General features: G+C 62.5%; 16 protein-coding genes. 10 read left to right on the top strand and 6 right to left on the bottom strand.

The features are described 5' to 3' along the window. Positions 1-10: 10 nt before the first annotated feature. Positions 11-1,177: an ADP-forming succinate--CoA ligase subunit beta gene (sucC, locus tag P9849_RS03585; RefSeq protein ID WP_278268338.1), complete on the bottom strand. Its 1,167-nt coding sequence runs from the start codon at positions 1,175-1,177 to the stop codon at positions 11-13. A gap of 238 nt (positions 1,178-1,415) precedes the next feature. Then, entirely contained in the window at positions 1,416-3,899 is a 2,484-nt protein-coding gene (gene pcrA, locus P9849_RS03580; protein ID WP_278269081.1) for a DNA helicase PcrA, read from the bottom strand. A 401-nt stretch (positions 3,900-4,300) separates the two neighbouring features. Between pcrA and P9849_RS03575 the strand changes: the two genes are divergently transcribed. The 10 genes from P9849_RS03575 (at position 4,301) to P9849_RS16220 (ending at position 16,001) form a co-directional block, all read left to right on the top strand. After that, positions 4,301-5,752 carry a sugar transferase gene (locus P9849_RS03575; RefSeq protein ID WP_278268337.1) on the top strand — a complete coding sequence of 484 codons (1,452 nt, stop codon included), beginning with the start codon at positions 4,301-4,303 and terminating at the stop codon, positions 5,750-5,752. A 223-nt stretch (positions 5,753-5,975) separates the two neighbouring features. Then, positions 5,976-7,091, top strand: a complete 1,116-nt coding sequence (locus P9849_RS03570; RefSeq protein ID WP_278268336.1) for a nucleotidyltransferase family protein — start codon at positions 5,976-5,978, stop codon at positions 7,089-7,091. Between the two features lie 99 nt (positions 7,092-7,190). After that, positions 7,191-8,501 (top strand): UDP-glucose/GDP-mannose dehydrogenase family protein, encoded by a 1,311-nt coding sequence (locus P9849_RS03565; protein ID WP_278268335.1) that lies wholly within the window; start codon positions 7,191-7,193, stop codon positions 8,499-8,501. Positions 8,502-8,570: 69 nt separating this feature from the next. Next, positions 8,571-9,611 carry a glycosyltransferase gene (locus tag P9849_RS03560; protein ID WP_278268334.1) on the top strand — a complete coding sequence of 347 codons (1,041 nt, stop codon included), beginning with the start codon at positions 8,571-8,573 and terminating at the stop codon, positions 9,609-9,611. After that, positions 9,608-10,690: a glycosyltransferase family 1 protein gene (locus P9849_RS03555; protein WP_278268333.1), complete on the top strand. Its 1,083-nt coding sequence runs from the start codon at positions 9,608-9,610 to the stop codon at positions 10,688-10,690. The genes P9849_RS03560 and P9849_RS03555 overlap by 4 nt, the downstream gene beginning before the upstream one ends. After that, positions 10,687-11,937 (top strand): glycosyltransferase family 4 protein, encoded by a 1,251-nt coding sequence (locus tag P9849_RS03550; RefSeq protein ID WP_278268332.1) that lies wholly within the window; start codon positions 10,687-10,689, stop codon positions 11,935-11,937. Before P9849_RS03555 ends, P9849_RS03550 begins: the two co-directional genes overlap by 4 nt. After that, positions 11,934-12,821, top strand: coding sequence for a glycosyltransferase family 2 protein (locus P9849_RS03545; RefSeq protein WP_278268331.1), 888 nt, complete (start codon positions 11,934-11,936; stop codon positions 12,819-12,821). The genes P9849_RS03550 and P9849_RS03545 overlap by 4 nt, the downstream gene beginning before the upstream one ends. Before the next feature lie 25 nt (positions 12,822-12,846). Continuing rightward, complete coding sequence (locus P9849_RS03540) at positions 12,847-14,160, top strand: oligosaccharide flippase family protein (protein ID WP_278268330.1); 1,314 nt, start codon at positions 12,847-12,849, stop codon at positions 14,158-14,160. Positions 14,161-14,166: 6 nt separating this feature from the next. Continuing rightward, on the top strand, positions 14,167-15,294 hold the full coding sequence (locus P9849_RS03535; protein WP_278268329.1) for a glycosyltransferase: 1,128 nt from the start codon (positions 14,167-14,169) through the stop codon (positions 15,292-15,294). 245 nt (positions 15,295-15,539) lie between these two features. After that, positions 15,540-16,001 carry an acyltransferase gene (locus P9849_RS16220; RefSeq protein ID WP_347567914.1) on the top strand — a complete coding sequence of 154 codons (462 nt, stop codon included), beginning with the start codon at positions 15,540-15,542 and terminating at the stop codon, positions 15,999-16,001. A 2,280-nt stretch (positions 16,002-18,281) separates the two neighbouring features. Here P9849_RS16220 and P9849_RS03525 read toward each other — a convergent pair. The 4 genes from P9849_RS03525 to P9849_RS03510 form a co-directional block, all read right to left on the bottom strand. After that, the gene (locus P9849_RS03525) at positions 18,282-19,640 is read right to left on the bottom strand and encodes an O-antigen ligase family protein (RefSeq protein ID WP_278268328.1); all 1,359 of its coding nucleotides are present in this window, start codon (positions 19,638-19,640) and stop codon (positions 18,282-18,284) included. Between the two features lie 103 nt (positions 19,641-19,743). Then, the gene (lepB, locus tag P9849_RS03520) at positions 19,744-20,514 is read right to left on the bottom strand and encodes a signal peptidase I (protein WP_278268327.1); all 771 of its coding nucleotides are present in this window, start codon (positions 20,512-20,514) and stop codon (positions 19,744-19,746) included. Next, complete coding sequence (locus P9849_RS03515; RefSeq protein WP_278268326.1) at positions 20,511-21,614, bottom strand: hypothetical protein; 1,104 nt, start codon at positions 21,612-21,614, stop codon at positions 20,511-20,513. The genes lepB and P9849_RS03515 overlap by 4 nt, the downstream gene beginning before the upstream one ends. A 271-nt stretch (positions 21,615-21,885) precedes the next feature. Beyond that, positions 21,886-22,386, bottom strand: coding sequence for a hypothetical protein (locus P9849_RS03510; protein ID WP_278268325.1), 501 nt, complete (start codon positions 22,384-22,386; stop codon positions 21,886-21,888). Positions 22,387-22,496 lie beyond the last annotated feature (110 nt).

The following is a 22,496-nucleotide window of genomic DNA, read 5'->3' as shown; positions in this document are numbered from 1 at the left end:
TTATCCGGGCTTAGCGGGCGTTGGCGAGCTCGGCGGCCTTGTCGGCGCCCTCGTCCATGGTGGCGGCGAGGGTCACCAGCGGGTGGTTGGCCTCGTTGAGGATGCGGCGGCCTTCCTCCACGTTGTTGCCGTCCAGGCGGACCACCAGCGGCTTGTTGGCAGAGGAGCCGAGCTCGGCGAGTGCGCCGACGATGCCCTTGGCCACGGCGTCACAGGCGGTGATGCCGCCGAAGACGTTCACGAAAACGCTCTTGACCTGCTCGTCACCCAGGATGACGTCCAGGCCGGCGGCCATGACCTCGGCGGAGGCGCCGCCTCCGATGTCGAGGAAGTTGGCGGGCTTGACGCCGCCGTGGTTCTCGCCCGCGTAGGCGACGACGTCCAGGGTGGACATGACCAGACCGGCGCCGTTGCCGATCACGCCGACCTCGCCGTCGAGCTTGACGTAGTTGAGGTCAGCGGCCTTGGCCTTGGCTTCGAGGGGATCAGCAGCGTCCTTGTCCTCGAGGTCCTCGTGACCCGGGTGGCGGAAGCCGGCGTTCTCGTCGAGCGAGACCTTGCCGTCCAGGGCGAGGATGTCACCTGCGCCGGTGCGGACGAGCGGGTTGACCTCGACCAGCGTGGCGTCCTCACCCTTGAAGACGTCCCACAGCTTGATGAGGACGGCGGCGACCTTCTCGCGGATGTCCTCGGCGAAACCTGCGGCGGCGACGATCTCGTCAGCCTTGGCCTGATCGATGCCGACGGCCGGGTCGACAGCGACCTTGGCCAGAGCTTCGGGGCGCTCGACGGCGAGCTGCTCGATCTCCATGCCACCCTCGACGGAGCACATGGCGAGGTAGTTGCGGTTGGCGCGGTCCAGCAGCACGGAGAAGTAGAACTCCTCGGCGATGTCGGCACCCTGGGCGATCATGACCTTCTTGACCGTGTGGCCCTTGATGTCCATGCCCAGGATGTTGTCGGCGTATTCGAACGCCTCATCTGCGGTCTTGGCCACCTTCACACCGCCGGCCTTGCCGCGGCCGCCGATCTTGACCTGTGCCTTGACGACGGTGACGCCGCCGATCTTCTCAGCTGCGGCCTTGGCTTCTTCAGGGGTGGTCGCGACGATGCCAGCGAGCACGGGAACGCCGTGCGCCTCAAACATGTCGCGAGCCTGGTATTCAAACAGGTCCACGGTTCGGTGTCCTTCTACGTCGAGGTAGGTGTGCAGGCGCCTCCCCGTGACGGGTTATTGCGACCGTTCCGCAGGAGGTGCTCCACTGGGAACTTTAGCCCTGTGCGGGGCTGCGCCGCTCCCAGACTACCGGTTTCGTGACCAAGGCCACATTTCTATGATTTGTAGAACTCGCACCGGTTTTGTTATGAGCACCACGAGCCCTTGTGGAGCCCCTGATGAGGACCGAATTCGGGCCTCAGCCTTCCACCTTGGTCACCGGCGCATACCGCAGCAGGAGCCGCTTCTCCCCTACCGGGAAACGGACCTTGGCCACGCTCTTGTCGCCGGCCCCCTCCACGCTCAGCACGACGCCTTCACCGAAGGCATTGTGATTCACGCGGTCCCCGGGCGAGACGCTGACGACTTCCTTCTGCGGCTGGACCCGTCCTCGCACCACGGACGCGGGAACATCGGCGTCGAAGCCGGCAGTGCTGCTGGCCGCTGCGCCCCTGGCGTTGCGCGACGTCCCCGCACCCCAATACGAGCCGCCGTAGCGGCTGGTGCCGATGCCGTCGTTCGCCCACCCTGGATTGACGGGCCGGGCGGTCCCCTCGCGCTCCCACTGGATCAACTCGCCGGGGATCTCATCGAGGAACTGGCTGGCAGGGTTGTACTGACTCTGGCCCCACAGGCTGCGCACCTCGGACCGTGTCACGTACAGGCGCTGCCGGGCGCGTGTGAGCCCCACATACGCCAGGCGCCGCTCCTCGGCGAGTTCCTTCGGATCCGTCGCGGAGCGGGCATGAGGGAAGATGCCGTGCTCCATGCCGGTCAGGAACACCACAGGGAACTCCAGACCCTTGGCGGTGTGCAGGGTCATGAGGGTCACCACTCCGAGCCGCCTGGCTTCCGCGACGGCCTCATCCACGTCACCCGGTGTGTCCGGGATCTGGTCCGCATCGGCCACGAGCGACACCTGCTCCAGGAAGTCCCCGAGCGTGCCCTCCGGATTCTCATTCTGGAACTCGCGGATGACGGCCACGAGCTCGGCGAGGTTCTCCACTCGGGACTCATCCTGAGGATCCGTGCTCAACCGCAAGGCCGCCAGATAACCGGTCTGTTCGAGCACGGCCTCCAGCGCGGCCACCGCACCGGATCCGGATGCGACCTCAGCCAAGTCGTCCATCAGCTTCACGAAGCCGAGCACGGCGTTGACGGAGCGGGTCGCCATGGCGGGGGCCTCGTCCGCGCGCCGCGCGGCGGCCATGAACGAGATGCGTTCCCTTTCGGCGAGGGATGCCACGGCGGCCTCCGCACGGTCGCCGATGCCGCGCTTCGGCTCGTTGAGCACGCGGCGGAGGTTGACGTCGTCGTCCGGGTTCACCAGGACCCGCAGGTAGGCGAGCGCGTCCTTGATCTCCTTGCGCTCGTAGAAGCGCGTGCCGCCGACCACCTTGTACGGCAGGCCCATGCGGACCAGGACGTCTTCGAGGGACCGCGACTGCGCGTTCGTGCGGTAGAACACCGCGACGTCGCCGGGCCGGAGTCCCTCGGCATCCTGGAGCCGGTCGATCTCGCGGGCGATGAACGCCGCTTCCTCATGTTCGTTCTCGCCGACATAGCCGATGATCTTGGGGCCGTCCCCGGACGCGGTCCAGAGGCGCTTCTCCTGGCGGTCCGGATTGCGGGAGATCACGGCGTTGGCGGCGGAGAGGATGTTCTGGGTGGACCGGTAGTTCTGCTCCAGCTTGATGACTTCTGCGTCCGGGTAGTCCTTTTCGAACTCCACGATGTTGCGGATGTCGGCGCCCCGGAAGGCGTAGATCGACTGGTCCGAGTCGCCCACCACGGTGAGTTCGCTCGGGGGGACAGGGCCGCCGGCGCCGGTGCCGACGATCTCCTTCACCAGGGCGTACTGGGCGTGGTTGGTGTCCTGGTACTCGTCGACCAGGACGTGGCGGAAGCGCCGCCGGTAGGACTCGGCGAGCGCGGGGAACGCCCGGAACATGTAGACGACCTGGGCGATCAGATCATCGAAGTCCATCGCGTTCGCCTGCCGCAGGCGTTGGGTGTACCCGAGATAGACGTCGGCGACAGCCCGTTCCATCGGGTTGTTCTCGCTCGCCGTGGAAGAGAATTCCTCGGCGTCGATCAGCTCATTCTTGAGCGCGGAGATCTTGTGCGCGATCGCCTTGGGAGCGAACCGTTTCGGATCCAGGTCGAGATTCTTGGCGACCAGGGTGATCAGACGCAGGGAATCCGCCGAGTCGTAAATGGAGAAATTCGAGTTCAGACCCACATTCGCCGCCTCACGCCGCAGGATGCGCACGCAGGACGAGTGGAACGTGGAGATCCACATGCTCTTGGCCCGCGGGCCGATCAGATTCTCGATGCGTTCCCGCATCTCGGCGGCGGCCTTGTTGGTGAAGGTGATGGCCAGGATCTCCCCGTGGTGCGCCCGCCCGGTTGCCAGAAGGTAGGCGATGCGGTGGGTCAGCACCCGCGTCTTGCCGGAGCCGGCGCCCGCCACGATCAGCAAGGGACTGCCGGAGTGCACGACGGCGGCGTGCTGCTGCGGGTTGAGGCCTTCGGTCAGAGCGTCAGCCGAAGGGCCGCGGAAACCCTCGCGCTCCTGAGGAGCCAGGCCGCCTCCCGGGGCGTCGTTCATCCGCCCTCCTGCGCCGTTCTCGTCACGAGGGGCTGCTGGTGCGGGCGTGCTGGCATAGGGATCGAAGAGCATGTCCATGGTCCCTCCAGTTTAGGCGGGCCGTCTGACAGTCACCGTCGCACCGGCAAACGGCCCTCCAGGGCGGGCCGAGGACGGCTAACGAGCGCCTAAACCGATTAACCACTCAATTTCCGCGCAGGATGTCGACAGTATCCGCAAGACCTCTCGAGACTTTCGGAAACAATTTGTACCCCCGGCCCCCTGGATTTAGGATTGTTCTCGACGTGTCAAGTCACGAGAACTCGCACTTCGAATACGTCATATTATTGGGTCTGCCGTGAGGCACTCGGGGGAAGCTGTGGGGGCTTAAATCATGAATAGGTGTCTCATCCGAACAAGGACGGACTGCCTTGGATCAGCTGCAGCGTGTTCGCATCGTCTGCAGAAGTGACGGACACCCGATGACTGCGTCGGTGACCACCACCAGCGAATTCCGCGCCATAAGTTCTGCCACGTGGCTGCGATCGCATGCGCTCCGTATGCGAGTGACGGACATGTTGTGTGTCGTGCTTGCCGTCTCGGGCGCCTACTTGCTTCGCTTCGGATTCGAGGACAGCATCGCGGTCAATGGCCGGGGAGTCGATGTTTCATACGTGACTCTGTCGTTGTTCCTCATTGCCGCCTGGTGGCTCGTCCTCGAGTACATGGGCACCCGGGACCCGAAGGTCATCGGCACCGGCCTCGAAGAGTATCGACGTGTGACTGCAGCGTCCCTCTGGCTCTTCGGCGCGGTCGCCGTTTTCTCCTACGTCCTGAAAATTGACACGGCACGTGGTTATGTTGCGGTCGCACTGCCTCTGGGTGTCGCATTCCTCATCACCGCTCGATGGACTTTCCGTAAGGCGCTTCATCGCACTCGCCTCCGTGGCTTGAACTTGCATCGGGTCTTGCTGCTGGGGGCGGCTCACAGCGTGCAACATCTCAACGAAAAACTGGACCGGCATATCATCTCCGGATATAAGCCGGTTGCCTGCATTCTGACCGACACAGACCTGACCGCTGGGTCTCTGCCGGTGATCAGGACATCCCCTACGGTCGAAAATGTTCTGGAAGCGATCGAACGATCCGAGGTGGACACCGTTGCCATCACCAGTGGCGCGGAGCTCGACCCGGTGTTCCTCCGCCACCTCGGCTGGGCATTGTCCGCCCGAGACGTTGCCATGATCATGGCTCCAGCCCTGACCGACGTTTCCGGCCCCCGAATCCACATGCAACCGGTCGCAGGTTTGCCCCTCATTCACGTCACGACACCGAAACTTGACGGGATGAAAGCGCTCGCCAAGCGATCGCTCGACATCGTCGGTTCGTTGAGCATTCTCGCGATTCTCGCGCTGCCCATGTTGATCATCGCGGCGATCGTCAAACTCGATAGCCCGGGTCCTGCCCTCTTTTATCAGGAGCGTATCGGCAAAGGTGGCCAGCCGTTCAAGATGATCAAGTTCCGTTCCATGCGGACTGACGCGGAAGACCTCTTCCAGGAGCTCCAAGCACAAACGGGAGGCAGCATGATCTTCTTCAAGATGAAGAAGGATCCTCGGGTCACCCGCTTCGGAGCGTGGATTCGCCGGTATTCGATCGACGAACTACCGCAGCTCCTCAATGTGTTCAATGGAACGATGAGCTTGGTCGGCCCCAGACCGCAGGTGGCCCGGGAGGTGGAGATGTATGACAGCGCTTCCCACCGGCGGCTTCTTGTCAAGCCCGGTATGACTGGATTGTGGCAGGTCAGCGGACGGAACGACCTCTCCCTGGAGGAGTCCATCCGCCTTGATCTCTACTACGTCGAGAACTGGTCACTTGCCCAGGACATCCTGATCCTCTTCCGTACGGCGAAGGCGGTCGTCGCCAAGGATGGCGCCTACTGATCAGCCTTTCCGTCCGGAAGCCACGTCCGTCGAGGTTCAGGGCCTGGGAAAGCAGAGAAAAGCACTTCGGGTTTTTCCTGGCCACCCTGGCTCTCCGGGCAGCCGGGACCTTCGCCCGAAGAAATACCTTCGGATACGCTGACCGGTGAAGCTGAGCATCTCCCTCGCATCATCCATCATTCCCGACTCACTTCGTCTCGTGATACCACCACGAAAGGAATCAATGACCGACTGGGTTGCCGTCGCCTATGGCGTTCTCGACCTCCGTGAATGGCCCCAGAACAGTTCAGAAGCGGAGATCATGGTTCTGGCGACAAAGCCCACCGAGCCTATCGGACTCTCCGGCCCGACGGCTGCGTTGTGGCTCCGGCTCGTTGACGGGCCGGTCTCCGAAGGCGATCTGGATTCGGCCGACGTGGAGTTGGTGCGTGAGTTCGAGGCTTTCGGGATCGCCTCCCAGGACGAACATCATCCAGCGCGGACCAGGAGAGTATCTCCCCCGCGGCTTTCCTCTCCCCTTCATGAAATGGTCTATGCGCTGGTCGGCAGCGTGGCCCGCGAGGAAGGCATTCCCTTGATCTTCATCAAGGGACCTGTTCTTCATGTCCAGGGCCTTCGGGAGCGGGAACACTCAGGGGATGTCGATGTCTGGGTCGATCCCCAACGCTCCGAGGACCTCGTCCATTCCTTGACATCGTGGGGCTGGCTTCCGGTTCCGGACGTGTGGAGTGGTATTCCCATCGACCACTCCATCACTCTCAAGCCCGACAGCTGGGGCTGCGAGCTCGATATCCACCACCACTTCCCGGGCGTTTCCTTGCCGGAGGAAGAAGCGTTCGCCGAGCTGGCTGCCCGGACAATGCACATGGAGTTCGCATCGGTCGACGTCACCGTTCCGTCGACACCCGCTCATACAGTCATCGAAGCGCTCAACCTGACCCGGCCGGAAATCGGTGTCCCTCCCAACCAGGAGCGCAGGAAACACGCCGCTATGATCCTCAAAGGTGGCGGGCTGGACGCACTCGAATTCACCGTGCGGCTCAAGGCCGATGCCGCGTTGGAGGACACTCTTCGTTCCGCATTTCCTGAAGATTTTCACGGAAGCAGCAGCAAACCGCCCTTGAACTGGCGGTGGCGCGAAGAAAAAAACCAGGCAAGAGCTTATCTGCTGGCGCTCCGGTTGGTACCCCGTGGGTCCAGAGCGAAGGTCCTGTTCCGATTGATCTGGCCAAAGTCAGATGTGGCAATCGCATCGAACAGCAGAGTGGGAGCGCAAACGAATAAGGTGCTCGCCGCACGATTGCAAAGACTTTCCCGAGCCTTCAAGAGCCACCGTTGAGTGAACGCTTGGAGAAGTCACGGCGCTGCTCCTCGCCGACGGCTGCCGCTCGGGCCTATGACAGAATGAGTCGGATATGAAAGTAAAAGTGGGGGAACTATGCGCCTATCGGTGATCGGTTGTGGCTACCTTGGCGCCGTCCATGCGGCAGCAATGGCATCCATTGGACATGAAGTTGTCGGAATCGACGTCAATGAGGAGAAGGTCAATTCACTTTCTCAGGGACGAGCACCGTTCTTCGAGCCACAACTCCAGGAGATCCTTCAGAGCGGACTGGATTCGGGACGGTTGTCGTTCAGCACGGATATGTCGCGCGTTCACGGCGCCGCAGTGCATTTCGTCGGTGTGGGCACCCCCCAGCAGGCCGGCGGTCACGCCGCCGACCTTCGCTACGTCGATGCTGCCGTGAATGAGCTGCTCCCTTTCCTCAGCCCTGGTGACGTCGTCGCAGGCAAATCCACTGTTCCAGTGGGTACAGCCGCTCGCCTCGCTGAGCTGCTGGCGCCCACGGGGGCAACCCTCGTGTGGAATCCGGAGTTTCTTCGTGAAGGGTGGGCCGTGCAGGACACGATCGACCCCGACCGCTTCGTGACCGGAGTGCCTTCCGGGCCCGAAGGTGAAGCCGCCGCCAATGTCCTCCGGGACGTTTACCACTCTGCGGTCGCCAAGGGAACCCCGTTCATCGTGACGGACTACGCGACTGCCGAACTGGTGAAAGTCGCAGCCAATGCCTTCCTCGCGACCAAGATCTCGTTCATCAATGCCATGGCCGAAATCGCCGAGGCAACGGGCGCGGACGTGACGCAGCTCGCCGACGCCATCGGTCACGACCCGCGGATCGGGCGACGGTTCCTGGGCGCCGGCATCGGATTCGGCGGCGGTTGCCTGCCCAAGGACATCCGCGCGTTCGCGGCTCGTGCCGAGGAATTGGGGCGTCGAGAGTCTGTCAATTTCCTCCATGAGGTCGACGCCATCAATTTGCGGCGCCGCGAACGGGCTGTGCAGCTCGTGATCGACGGGCTCGGCGGCAGTGTCTACGGAAAGCGTGTGGCCGTTCTGGGCGCTGCTTTCAAACCGCACAGTGATGATGTCCGCGATTCGCCCGCACTCGACGTGGCCATCAGACTTCACGGCCTGGGCGCCGACGTCGTCGTGACGGATCCTGAAGCCCTCGACAACGCCAGCGCTCTGCATCCGCAACTCACCTATGTCGCGGAGAGGGACGACGCGCTGCGCGGAGCTGACGCCGTCGTGGTCGTGACCGAATGGGACCAGTACCGTCGAGAAATGAGTCCCTCTCACGTGAACGGACTCGCGTCCGGCCGTGTCATCGTGGACGGCAGAAATTGCCTCGATCCGGCGGCTTGGCGTTCAGCTGGATGGACTTATCTCGGGATGGGGCGGCCCTGAGCCATGAGCGGTCTGATTGTTCACGAATGGATTGCAGCTTCTGGCGGGTCCGAGAAGGTCCTCGAGTCCATGGCGGCTGCGTTTCCCGATGCGGCCATCCAGTGCTTGTGGAATGACGCGCCGGGACGCTTCGGCGAGCGCGAAGTCCGCGAGACTTGGCTGGCCAAGACTCCCTTGCGACGGCGGAAGGCGCTGGCCCTGCCGCTCATGCTCCCCACCTGGCGCCTGCTTGAGAGCCCTGAGGCTCATGACTGGACGCTGGTGAGCTCGCACCTCTTCGCGCACCATGTCGGGTTCCGGAATCGGCGCGACCCTGCCCCGAAGTACGTTTACGCGCACACCCCGGCCCGCTACATCTGGACTCCGGAGCTCGACCTTCGAGGCTCCAACGCCGCCGTGCGCACGGTCGCCCCTCTGCTGAAATCCATCGATCGGCGCCGAGCCCAGGAGCCGACGGCGATTTCGGCCAACAGCAAGTTTGTCAAGGATCGCATTGAGGCAACCTGGGGGCGTGAGGCATCTGTCATCTACCCACCGGTTGCTGTGGAGCGAGTGCAACGGGTCGACGACTGGCGCTCCGAAGTCTCCAGCTCCCATGAGCTGACGCTTCTGGACGGCCTCCCCGACGACTTCGTCTTGGGCATGTCCCGCTTCATTCCTTATAAGCGGCTCGACCTGGTGATCTCCGCAGGCGAGGCCGTGGGACTTCCCGTCGTGATCGCGGGCAAGGGCCCCGAAGAGGAGCGTCTCCGCGCACTTGCCGCTCAGTCCTCCGTCCCGGTCCACTTCGTCATCGCACCGTCCGATGCGCTCCTGTTCTCCCTCTACCAAGCGGCGAGGGTGTTGGTCTTCCCCGCCATTGAGGACTTCGGCATTGTTCCGGTCGAAGCACAAGCGGCTGGAACTCCCGTCGTCACCGGCCCGATCGGAGGCCAGCTGGAGAGCCTGACCCCGGGACGCACCGGGGTGATCGCTGCGTCCACCGACGTCATCGACCTCGCTCTCGCAGTCGACGAGGCCCTGCGCCTGGATCCGTTCGACGGATTCGAAGCGACCGCACGTTTCGCAACCGCGCGATTCGAAGATGAGCTGAGGGCGTTCGTCTCATGATCGTCGTGAACTGCCGCTTCCTGACCCAGAAGGTGACCGGCGTCCAGCGATTTGCAGAGGAGATCGTGACGGCGTTGGCGCCACTCCGCGACGACCTGGTGCTGGTCGCCCCGCCGGGGCCCCTCCGCGAGACGTCCATTGCGGGAGTCTCTGTGCAGCAATGGGGCAAACACCAGGGCCACCTTTGGGAGCAATGGGACTTGCCACGTGCGCTCGCTCGGACCAAGAGGGACCCTCTGCTGCTCTCCCTGACGAACACCGGACCGATCCTGCGACGTCGTCAGGTGGTGACACACCACGATGTCACCTACGTTCGTCAGCCCCAGACCTATTCATCGCGGTTCCGGGCGGCGTACAGGCTCCTTTCAACACTGACGCTTCGGCCGGCAGCGGCTGTCATCACGGTCAGCGAATTCTCCCGCCAGGAGATCGCTTCCGTGTACCACCTTGATCCGGCCAAGATCACGGTGGTCCCCAATGCGGCTGCACACGGATTCCACCAGGAGCCCGCCGGCGAAGCTGATACCCCTTATTTCCTCGCGGTCTCCTCCCTCTTGCCGCACAAGAACATCGACCTTCTGGTCCGGGCGTTCCACCGGTATGCGGAATCGACAGGTAGCAGCACACGACTGAAACTGGTCGGAAGCACACCAGAAACAGTTTCCCGCACGAATAAGGGGAGAACGTCCACCCAGGCCGTGGAGTACCTGGGGAGAGTGGACGACGACGAATTGCGGCGCCTTTACGCCGCTGCCCGCGCTTTCGTGTTCCCTTCGCGCTACGAAGGTTTCGGCATCCCCCCGCTTGAAGCCCAGGCGTCCGGCGTGCCTGTCCTTGCGTCCGATGCCCCTGCGCTCCGGGAAGTGCTGGGGTCCTCAGCGCGCTACTTCGCGAGGGAGTCCGAAGCATCACTTGTGGAAGGTCTCAGGGAACTCGATACCGACCTCACGCTGCGTCAGGATCTCATCGATCTCGGGCGTAAGAACACCGCAAGATACTCCTGGGCGCGTTCCGCCGCGGCACTTGATCGGCTTCTCAATACGCAGGTCGATACCCGGAGCGAAGGAGAACGAGCATGATCACCTCCCGGTCTGCCTCGAACCGCCCGGCAGGCCGTGCAGTCGCCGTCTCGAGCGCCTTCGATGAAAATGCGATCCGGGCCATCGCAGCCGGTGCAGATCGGCACGGGCTCTTGACTCGCCGAGCCATTCGAAACCAGGCCCCGCTGTTGTCCATCGCGCGGGCCTCATCTCGCGTGCTTCCACAGTTCGCCCTGCTTCAGCAGTTCGTCAGGAAGCAGAGCGCCCGCGTCGAGAGTGGTCGGCTCCGCCAGGATGTGCGGCTTGCTCCGATGGCGGAATTCACCAGAGTTCTCGGTGGCCGCATGCGATCGCCCCTCACCCATACCCTGGGCAACGCCGCGTGGAAGGTCGCATACGACAAATCCGCGCAAAATGTGGATTTCGGAGACGCCGAGATTCTCTTTTCCATGCCGGGATCTTCGCTGGAGACCTTCAAACGCAACTCCGACCGTGAACGCGTCCTCCACGAGATCGATGCGCATCCTCGCGTGAGAAACACGATGCTGGAAAGCTTCTTCGGCGCGCGACGGGCGCACGCGGAAATGTATCCGGAATGGTTCGTAGAGCGCATCGAAGCCGAACTCGACCTCGCTGACAAGGTGCTGGTCCCCGGGAGGGTAGTGGCCGAGCAGATGCTCTCCCAGGGTATATCCGCGGAGAAAATCATCCAGATCCCGTACGGGGTGGACCCGGCCATCTTCCAGCCCCGCGAACATTCCGATGACGCGGACACGAGTAACGGCCGCCGGGTACAGATTGTATGTACAGCACAGATCTGTCTTCGCAAGGGAATTCCATTCCTGCTGGACGCAGTGCGGGGGCTTCCTGTGGACTTGACGCTCGTGGGCCAAGTCTTCGACCGTCGGATCCTGCGCAACGCGCCTGACAACGTCCGGCTGGCCGGGGTGCTCACTGCGACTGAACTAGCAGCGTTGTACGCCCGCTCAGACGTTTTTGTGCTCCCCTCGATCGAAGACTGCTTTGCTCTGGTGGTTGCCGAAGCCGCCGCGGCTGGCCTTCCCGTGGTCACGACGCGCGAGAATGGCGCGCACGAAGTCCTTTCGAACCTCCACACTGTGCTTGATGCGGGCGATACCGGCAGTCTTCGAACCGTCCTAGCTGGAGCACCCAAACTCAGCTGGGAACGCCGTCAGGCGATCTCTCAGGAAGCAATTCAAGCAGGTTGGACAGATTGGTCCAGTTACGCAGATGGCGTACTTTCAGCGACAGGTGCAGTGTCATGACCGAGAGAATCACAAACGGCCGCCGGGTCAGTGCGGTAATCCCGACGATCGGGCGCCCAGAGTTGTATGACGCCGTCGCATCGGCACTTGCTCAGACCGAATCGCTGCACGAAGTCATCGTGGCCGCGGACACCTCGGACGAACTGATGCTTCCCGCCGACCCGCGGGTCACGGTCGTTCGCACCGGCCCCCGCGCCGGTGGGAATGTGGCGAGAATGGCAGGAATCTCCGCTGCAAGCGGCGATGTGATCGCGTTACTCGATGACGATGACGTCTGGCACCCGGAGAAGCTTGCACTTCAACTTTCGTTGCTGGACGACTCGCAACGCCATTGGTTGTCAACGACAACGGTTCAGGAACCGAGTGGTAGGGTCTGGCCGCAGCGACTCTGGCATGCCGGCGAACGGCTGCCGCACTACCTATTCCGGAAGACGGCCGTGAAGGGAGGGCAAGGAGCCATGCACACATCCACGCTGGTCTTTCCGCGCGACATGGTGCTGGATCACCCCTTCGATGTAACCCTTCGCTTCCACCAGGACACCGACTGGCTGCTACGGCTCGACAAGGAAATCCCTGGTCTCGATATCCGCCAAGTAGTTCAGCCGCTGACCGAGCTGCGCGATGGGGGAGGCTCTGTTTCACGCGGTATCAAGCCCTCAGATTCATTGGCCTGGGCCCGGCGTGCCCTGGACCACCTGGACAAACGTACTCGAGGAGACTTCCTCATCACCGTGACGTACTTTCAGGCATGGCGTCACCGCGATATCAAGACCGCGCTGAGGGTTCTAGGCACAGCCTTCACGTGGGGACGCCCGGGGCTTAAGACGCTCCCCGCCGTCGCAATCCTGCCGTTGAAGGTACTCACCGGGCGCGGAATTGCATAGCGAATCGGGCAAGGAGGAGACACCGTTGAAGAAGCTGGATTCCCGTGACATCGGACGCAACGCCCTCCTTTCAGCGATCGGCAATCTCGCGTTGCCCCTGTCCACCTTCCTCGCGGCTCCCCTGCTCGCCCGGGCGCTGGGGGTCGACGGTCGAGGAGAACTGGCCGCGGCGACTGCCCCTCTCATGCTTGCCCTCACCATCGCGATGTTCGGCATCCCGGAGGCATTGACTTTCGCAACAGCCAAGGCGTCTGCAGCAAGTCTTCAAGGACTCCGCAGTGGAGGAGTGCTCTTGCTTCTTACCGGTGCTCTCGCCGGCATTGCGACGTTTTTTGCAGCACCATTGCTCTCCGCAGGAAACCAGGCAGTGGAACAGATCATCCAGCTGACCTGTATTGCAATCGTCCCGTCAGTGCTGCTCGGGGCGCCCCGCGGGCTCGCATCGGGCATGCATCGCTGGAACCTCGTGAATCTGGAAAAGCTGCTCACCGGTATCGCCCGCTTCGGAGGAACATTGGCAGCGTTCCTCACGGGGACCTTGACTGTCGAGACTGCCACACTTTTCATAGCGTTAGCCCCGATCGTCGGAGGTTTGGCCTACATCGGTTCAATCCGGGAGCTTGTCAGGGGGCCGCGGACCGTGACGAACGAGGCCCGGCCCGCGAATTTGGCACACTACGGCTTTCGAATGTGGCTCGGATCCGTCTCTGGAATCTTGCTCAGCCGCGTCGCACAGCTGATCATGCTGCCGCTCGCCGGTCCAGTCGCGCTCGGTTACTTCGCAGTCGCGGTCAATATTTCGGATGCCTCTCTCCTCCTGAACAACGCAATCCGTGACGTCACGATGTCAGCTGACGCCGCAGATCGGTCGACCCCGCGTCTGACAGCGACAGCCAGAATCTCCTTCCTTCTGTCGATGCTCGGCGGTATCGCCCTCGCCGCGTCGCTTCCGCTCTGGTTCGTTCCCGCATTCGGAAGCGAATTCACGGGGGCGATCCCGAGCGTGCTGGTTCTCATCTCAGTCGGGGTGTTCGGAGTGCCCGGATCCATCGCCGGCGCGGGCCTCGCTGCGCGAGGCCGGCCGGGCCTGCGGAGCCTCTCCCTCTTCATCGCACTCGTGTTCAATGTCAGCGTGCTCGTAGTGCTGTGTCCCCCGCTCGGTGCTCTGGGAGCTGCAATAGCAACGCTGACCGGAAGCCTGATCGCCTCAAATCTGAACATTCACTTCCTGAACCGCCAGCATGGCACCCGATTCATCGACTTCTACGCGATCCGCAGTGATGACCTCCGCGCGGCCGTCAGGCTGAGCCGACGGGTTCTTAACATGAGGGGACGGTGACCCGTTATGTCGACTGAACGGCCCCGTGTTGCCATCTTCCGGGAGCTTCTCCTGGCAGGCTCTGAAACATTCATCCGCAATCAGGTAGACGCGCTGACGACGTGGGAAGGCGTGCTCTTCGGCCTGGACCTGGTGGATTCGCCGATCGCGTCCAGCGCAGATGTCCCCGTGATGCCGGGGGCAAGCAGAAACCGACGTCGCCTGCTGAAGATCACCCGATCAAGCAGGACTCTGCGCAAGACGTTGATGGAAATCGACCCATCTCTGGTCCATGCTCACTTCGGGATGGACGCGGTCATGCTCGTCCCCACCCTTCGCAAGCTCGGGCTGCCACTCGTGGTGACTTTCCACGGCGTTGACGTGAATGTGCTTCCACATCAGAATGACCCGCTTTCCCGGCTCTACCGTGCGCGCCTTCAGGAGTTGTTTTCCTACGCCTCCGCGCTCGTCACCAACTCTTCGTTCATGGCTGCGCGATTGGAATCTCTCGGCGCACCTCCAGACCGAATTCACACTGTGCCGATCGGCATACCCCTTCCGGCCCCGGTTTCTGAGACACAACCACGTCAGGGTGTCATTTTCTTAGGTCGTCTGGCCGATGTGAAAGGCGTCGACGACGGGCTCCGTGCCTACGCGAGACTTCCTCAAGATCTCCGTGATGCGCACCCTCTGACGATCGCCGGTGACGGTCCTATGCGCACTTACCTGGAAAAACTGGATTTCGAACTCGGTGCAGGCGCGCAATTTGTCGGCGCCATCTCGCCCACGGACGCCGCGCGGCTTCTGTCCTCGTCTGCGGTCTTCCTCGGTCCGTCGAAGACCGCGGCCAACGGAGCCGTGGAGGCGTTTGGAATGGTTTTCCTCGAAGCAGCCGCGGCGGGTATCCCCTCCGTGGCTTACCGCTGTGGGGGCGTGCCCGAGGCGGTGCTTCACGAGCGCACCGGTCTGCTGGCTGAGGAAGGCGATGTCGCCGCACTCAGCACGAACCTCGAACGCCTGCTCGGCGACTCGCCGTTCGCACACCTTCTTGGGTGCCAAGGTCGCGAACATGTTCAGAAACGCTTCGACATCCAGCGCTGCACTCAGGTTTTGGAGACGCTCTACGACTCGATCGCGCACCGAAACAGGCAGTGAAGTCCGCTCCAGGCCTCGCGCCGGCACGGTCCGTCTCGCCCTGGAGTACCCTAAACCGACCGTCGGCCCGGGCTACCATGAGCACCAGAATGCGTTCGGGGAACGTTCGGATTGACTCGAGAAAATCACTAGAGAGTCAACTCTCGGATTGTTTCATGGGTGTTTCGACACTAGGATGACAGAACATAACAAAGACCGCAGGGGGTCCTTGAGTGTTCACCGCGAAACGATTAGATGTTTGGATCATGAACAGGGTGTTCGGGTCCTCGCTCATTCCCAACAGATTCCGCGCCGAGTTGCTCCACCGAGCCGGTTTGGCGTGTCGAGGGGCGCTCATCAGCGATGGCGTCCATTTCTCTGGGTCCGAAGTGAGTATTGGCGATGGCTCTTTCATCAACCGCGAAGTTTACTTTGACCACGGGGCACAGATCACCATTGGTCGCAATGTGGCAGTAGGGATGCGCGCGATGATCGTGACGAGCACACACTCTCTCGGGACTTCGATGCACCGAGCTCCGAGAGGTTCGTGGAAGCCTGAACCAATCACAATCGACGACGGATCCTGGGTCGGGGCAGGTTCGATCCTGTTGCCCGGCGTGACGATTGGAAAAGGATCAGTGGTCGCGGCGGGATCCGTCGTCACCAAAGACGTTCCCCCGAACGTCCTAGTCGCTGGTATTCCCGCTTCAGTGATCAGGTCCCTCTAAGCCCTGGAGCATCTCGACGCGCCTCCACACTCCACGTCCACCAAGCGGTCCACGATGACCGGGGCCCATCAATAGCGGATGAAACCGCACAGAGTATTGAGCACTTCGTTCTCAGTGGTACCGCCAATCAGAGACCGCTGGACCGCGACGCTAAGATGGCCCGAAGGAGCGGCCCCACCGCCTTTGAAGAAGCATCGGTCAGGTGGGTGTTGTCGGTTCTCGAGACGTTTCCCCCGATCACCAAGGGACATTGACCGTCACTACAGAACCATGACTCAGTGTCGACGAAAATGGCGTTCGAATGACCTGAGACAGCTGCCCGCTCCGCCCCGGACTTATCAAGGTATTCCTTCTCCACCGGCGCTGTACATAGCGAGGGCCCCGTGACTCTCGTCGCGCAGCCATCTGGGAACACAGTTCGAGGAGGGTTGCTGAGCAGGATAACCTTCGGAACGTGCGAAAGCCTGGTTAAGAGGCTCGCGGTGCCCTTTTGCCATGCTGCAGGACTGGCACCCGGTGACTCCAGGTAACTTTGAGCCGACGAGAGAACCACCACGTCAGGTCTGGTGGAATCAATGATGCTCAACATCTCCTGGCGGCGCGTTCCACACGCACGATTGAACGACTCTCCGCCGGGCGCCACCCCGGGCATCTCCACCAAAGGGCAACTGGCATAGCCAACGGCCGCCACGTTCAGCTTGCTCGTCCTAAATGCCTCTCTGATCGCGGGCACCCAAGATAGGGCCACTGAGTCCCCGACCACAAGAACCCCACCGGGGGTTGGATCTCCACAAAGCCGAGGGCGACCGCCCTGGGCGACATCATTTCGGCACCCGGGCGCCTTCGTGGACATCTCAGGGGGCAATTGGTCCGCAAAGAGTCCGTCCAGCTGTCCCCTGATGGGAGCTGTCCAGCTTCGCGCGCGAAGGCTACTGACCAGTTCCGCTTCTCGTGCGCCCGCCGACTCGGCATACGTCTGCACACTCACAGGACTACGTCCGATCAGTTTCACAAGAGCCGAAGCGTCCCTGGCCGCCCCTGGGCCCTGTAATTGAGCGAACGAAAGGACGAGTATCGCGATGAAAGCACCCCCGGCGATAAGGAGTTCGCGGTGTGGACCCGCCGCCCGTGGCGGTCGATTTCGACGGGATCGACGCCCTCGGTGCCCTTGAAAGGGAGCCTCAAGGAACCTGTGGGAAATCGCGGAGAGAACCAGCATCAGGAGCAAGGCGAGAACCGACGGCCCTACCGCTGCCCCCCACACGGAGTGAGCGAAAACGATGACGGGGAAGTGCCACAGGTACAGGCTGTACGACACCTTCCCAAGCCACTGCGACACGGGATTCCCCAACAAGGAGCGAGGCCCCGAATAACTACTGGCCACGATCACCGTTGCAGTCCCGAGCACGGGGAGAACAACTGCCGGAAAAGGCGCCGTCCAACGCTGATCGATCGCCAATGCCGGCACGACGATCAACAACAAGCCTGCCCAGGTGATCGCAACACGAAGACCTTCGTTTTCCATCCTCAGTCGTCGTCTACCGCGGACTCCGGAAGCTAGGGCGATCATCGCACCGATCAGGAGCTCCCAAGCTCGACCGAAGGTATCGAAGTACGCCGCAGCCGGAGAGCTCACAGAGCCCCAGACACTCCATGCCAGACTGCACAACGCGATGACCCCCGCGACCACCGAGATCTTCGCGCGCGATCCCCGGAAGAGTTTGTACAGGACGAACAGAAAAAGCGGCCAGACGACATAAAACTGTTCCTCAACAGAAAGAGACCAGTAATGCTGGACGGGAGACACAGGCTTGGCTGCCTGGAGATAGTCTGTGCCGAGCGCCTGAAAGTGCCAGTTCGCGGCGAAGAAGAGGGCGCTAGCTGCATCCAACAACGTCTGCAGTGCTCGAGGAATGAACCAAAGGCAGAACGCAGCAATGACTGTCACTGCAAGCACTGTCACTCCGGCTGGCAGAAGCCGCCTCATGCGCCGCCGGTAGAACGCTGAGAATGACAGACTTCCGCTGGCCTCCATCTCCTTGATCAAGATTCCTGTGATCAGGAAACCCGAAATCACGTAGAAGACGTCAACCCCAACATAGCCCCCATATGGAACACCGAATGAGTGTGCCGTGACAACCAGGACAACCGCAAGCGCACGGAGGCCTTGAATGTCCGTTCTCTTCGACATGTCTACCCCTGAATCATGCGCAAGTCCCATCACGCCACCCAAAATTCTGTGGTGGCGACATGATGGAAGCTGACTGGAACTTCTCGAATTTACTGGAATACGGTAGCTTTGCGCGTCTTTTCAAAGTCTGTCGACCTTGATGCATCTTTCCTGAACGAGTAGCAGCGCCAGATCATCAATGCGGCGAAAGGAATTGTCTGGGGAGTCCCGTAGAAGTCAGTGTTGTCATACATCGAGTGTGCGATCATCCACGTGAAGGCCGCCAGCTCAAATGAGAGAGCCCAAGCATCACGCTTCAGCTCAGCCCGCCGAATCCTGCGGATGTACGTGACACCCACCATACCGATGATGGCCAGGATCAACAGCGCAGCGCCCGCCCCAGCTGACGCCCAAGCCGCGATGACCATGTTGTGCGGCGGAAGCATCGGCAACCCGTAACCTGACGCATCCCGGGCCCACCGCTCGCTCCAGCCGCCAGCTCCCAGCCCTAGCCACGGGCTCTCCTGGAAATAGCCCGCTGCCGCCGCCCACAATCGGTCCCTCGCACTCGCGGATTCGTCGAGACCCACAAGATACTCCGAGAGCTTCGACGCAATCAGGGCAAGCCCAAGCCCAACTGCCAGGAGCGATACCAAGCCGAGAACGGAGGAGGCGGAGTGCCGCTGGCGTCGAATGACGGTCGGAAGAATCAAGAACACGGGGATCATGGAGAAGGCCAAGATCATTGCGGTCTTCGAATTCGTCGCGATAGCCCCGGTAAGGCAGAGTGCCGCCATGGCACCTGCCGGGAACGAGCGCCTCCGGACGCACAACGCCAAGTAGATCAGCGCCCACACCGCCATGACCATCGAGGCCTTATTGCCGTTCACGAAGAGCACCCCGCCTGATTTCAGCGGGTCGAGGACGTTGTTTCCCATCGTTCCGAACAAGTCTCGTCCCTCAGCGCCCAACAGCAGAGTCGGAATCGAGGAATGAAGATACGCATCTTTGAGAGAAAGATCAAACCTGAAGACAATCGTACTGATTGACTGAATCGCAGCGATCGGCGCCGTGACGATGGCAGTCAACGCGAAGAGGTCTTTTGGCTCGACGTCTCCTATTGAAGCCGTCGCCAGACTGACTGCGCCCACTATACATAACACGGTCAGCGAACTTCCCAATGCCGCCAACGGCCTGGGAGACCACGCCGCCGAGAGTGCGTAGGTGACTGTCAACGCGAACAATGCCAACATCACTGGCTGACTCAGCATCCGGACCGCCGTAGAAAAGGTTCGGAACAGCGTGGCGCCTGCGAACAGAGCTGAAGGGCTGGCGGCCAGCAGAACGGGCGCTGGGCTCACCGACGCAAAGATCGCATACACACCCCACACAAACTTATATCGAGGCAGAAAGATCCCGAGCAGGAGTACCACTACGGCGACTGTGCCGATCAAATAGTCAACCATCATTCACCCTTCGGGCCACGGAGAGCTCGCAAAGATCCCCGGCTGCTTCCACGATGTCCACAATAGATCGGAACGCCTTGCTGCCGAGCAACAGGTCCGGATATTTTCACCCAACGCCTTTACCCCACTTGCTGAACGGGAACAGGAACCAGTCCACCCGGCCGATGATCTCCTCGCGGGATGCCGTGCGGGCGCACCCGGGCGTGGCCGCGGCGTTGCGGCAGGAGATCACCGAATCCGACGAATTGGAGCGGTGATCGCCCAGCAACAGGTATTCGTCCGCCCCGAGCGTGACGGACCGGAAACACCGCGCCGTCCTTTGCGCGCCCGTGCACGTCGAGGTCCCGTTGACCCACGGCAGATCCTGATAGATGTACGGCTCGTCGATCGCGGCGCCGTTCACGGTCACTTTGCCCTGCGCATCGCAGCAGGCTACGGTGTCGCCGGGCATCCCGATCACACGCTTGACCATGTACTCCGTGTTGCCCGGGCCGATCCCCGTCAGATCCCCGAACCAGCCGACGGCTGTGCGCAGGGCGCCGTGCTCACTCTGGGGACCCCAGGAGGCGGGCTTGCGGAAGACCACCACATCGCCCCTCTGAGGCGACGAACCGGCATACGCGACCCGGTTGACGAGCAGCCGGTCCCCCACGTTGAGGGTGTTCTCCATCGAGCCGGAGGGGACCTGGTACACCTTGACCAGGAATCCCTGCACGAGGGCCACCACCACCACGGCGAGGAGGATCTGGAACCACAAGGACTTGTGAAGAGGACGACGACGGCGTCCACCCCGTGCCGGCGACGCCCCGCCTTCTCTGCCATCCGGCGTCGTCGTGCGCGGCTCGGGCTGCGGTGCGCCCATTGCTCCGGCGCTCATGCCGCCCGATCGGGGATCCGGCGCAGGAGCCCGGCATCCGCGAGGGCGCGGAGAACACCGCTGACCGCTTCCTCCAGCCCTCGGTCCGGCGGGGTGCCGAACATCGCCTCGACGTCGTGGGCGACCTTCTCGAAGTCTCCGCCCGCGCACAGTGAGCGCCAGATGACCGGCCCGACGCCGTCGAGGATGTGCACCACCCGGCTCGTGTCGATGATGGCCGTCTGCCCGGAGGCTTCGACCGCGTCCAGTACCGGCTCCGGCACGTAGGTCACCTCGTGCAGAGAGCTGCGGGCACCGGGCGGATCCTGGACTGGAAGGACGGGCTCCCACGTCTCGGAGGGGCTCGCCGTGAGAAGCTGTGGGACCAGGGGCGGCACATCCGAGGCCTCCCGATAGGTGACCTGCCGGATGGCGCCGCAGCGGTCCACCAGCCGCGCCATCATCTGAAGGGGTTCCTCAAGGTCCGCGAGGTAACTGACTTCGGGGACGATCGCCGCGAGAGCCTCGCACAGTTCGAGCGTGGTGATCTCTGGCCGGCCCTGCAGATCCGGCACCCGGGACACCAGGACCAGGCCGGCCAGGCGCAAGTCAGTCCCGGGCAGTTCCTTGAGACCGAGGAGCGAAGGAGCGACCTGCTCCTTGTGCGCCTCCCCTTCGCGGATGATGGAGAGGGGCTTCCGGTAGGAATGGACCGTGCCGTCGGGTTCGATGCCCACAGTCTCGTCCGTGACATACGCATAGTGCTGTCCGAGCGTGCGGGCGAGCGTGGTCTTCCCACGGCCCGAGGGCCCGATGAAGGCGACAACCCGCCCGTCCTCATCCGCCACTCCGGCCGCGTGGAGCATCAGCAGCCGGCCGCGACGGCCTTCAATCGCCGCGAGCGTTGCATGAGTGGAGAGATCCGCGATCGAGCGCCCCAGATTCTCCTCGTCGGGAAAGGGCCAACTGAGCTCGAAGACGTCGGTCTCTCCCGACGTCACGTCCTGGTCCATTGCGGCGGCATCGACCCACGGATCCCGCAGAGCATGGAGACGCGTCTCATCGAGGGGATGGGCCGAATAGTCCAGGCGCACCCGCACCACTCCACCCAAGGCATTCACGAGAATGTCGTCGGACTGCAATTTCCCCCCACCACCAATGATTTCTTCAACCAAAAGTCATGCCATACGACAATGTCGTCGACCCCTCCGAATACCCTAGTTCACTCCCCAGGAAGCGCGAAACGCGCCAGCAGAATTGCTGACGCGTTTCGCGATGCTGGTGGACGGAAGATTCCTGCCCTCTGCGATCCTCGTCCGACCGGCCTGAAAGCCGGTGCCGGCGAGGTGGTGGCCCCGGGCATTCCGCCAGCCCCTCCGATGAGGGGAATGATCAGGCTGCGCTGCAGAGCACCAGCGTGGAGCTGACCGAACCGGCGAGCTTGCCGCCGGTGGCCGTGTAGCCACTGGGCAGGGCGACGGTGGCGTTCAGGTTGAATGCGACGCTGATCGACAGCGTCGTGCGCAGGTTCAGCGTGGTGCCGGCCGCGAGAGGGGCGGTCAGCGTGATCTGACGGCTGGTGCCGCTCAGGACGTTTACCGTGGCCACGCCACCGGTGACGCTGAAGACACCGATGTTGGCCACGCCGGAGCCAGTGATGGTGATGGTGGTACCAGCCGGGATCGCGGCGGTGGGAGATGCGGTCAGGGTGAAGCCCGGGCCGAGGACACCAAGAACGCCACAGGAGCCGTTCAGCGCCAGGGCGCCCAGTTCGGAAGTGGACGCGCTGGCTGCGGGAGCCGCAACTGCGGCAGCGATGACGGGCACGGACCACGCGGCGCCCTTGACGACGGCGCGACGGCTGGCGGAGTTGGAAATCTTAAGTTCGCTCATGGTTCCTCAATGTTTCGAATCACGACAAAAGTCTGTGGGCAACGGAACCCTGCGAATGCTGGTTCCCCCCTGGTAATTGAGAGCCTAACCACGGGCTTGAGCGCCCGGAC

It is taken from the genome of Arthrobacter sp. Y-9, from assembly GCF_029690065.1.
GTDB lineage: Bacteria > Actinomycetota > Actinomycetes > Actinomycetales > Micrococcaceae > Arthrobacter_E.
The sequence above is the reverse complement of the archived record's forward strand: the minus strand, read 5'-3'. Positions and strand labels throughout refer to the sequence as shown.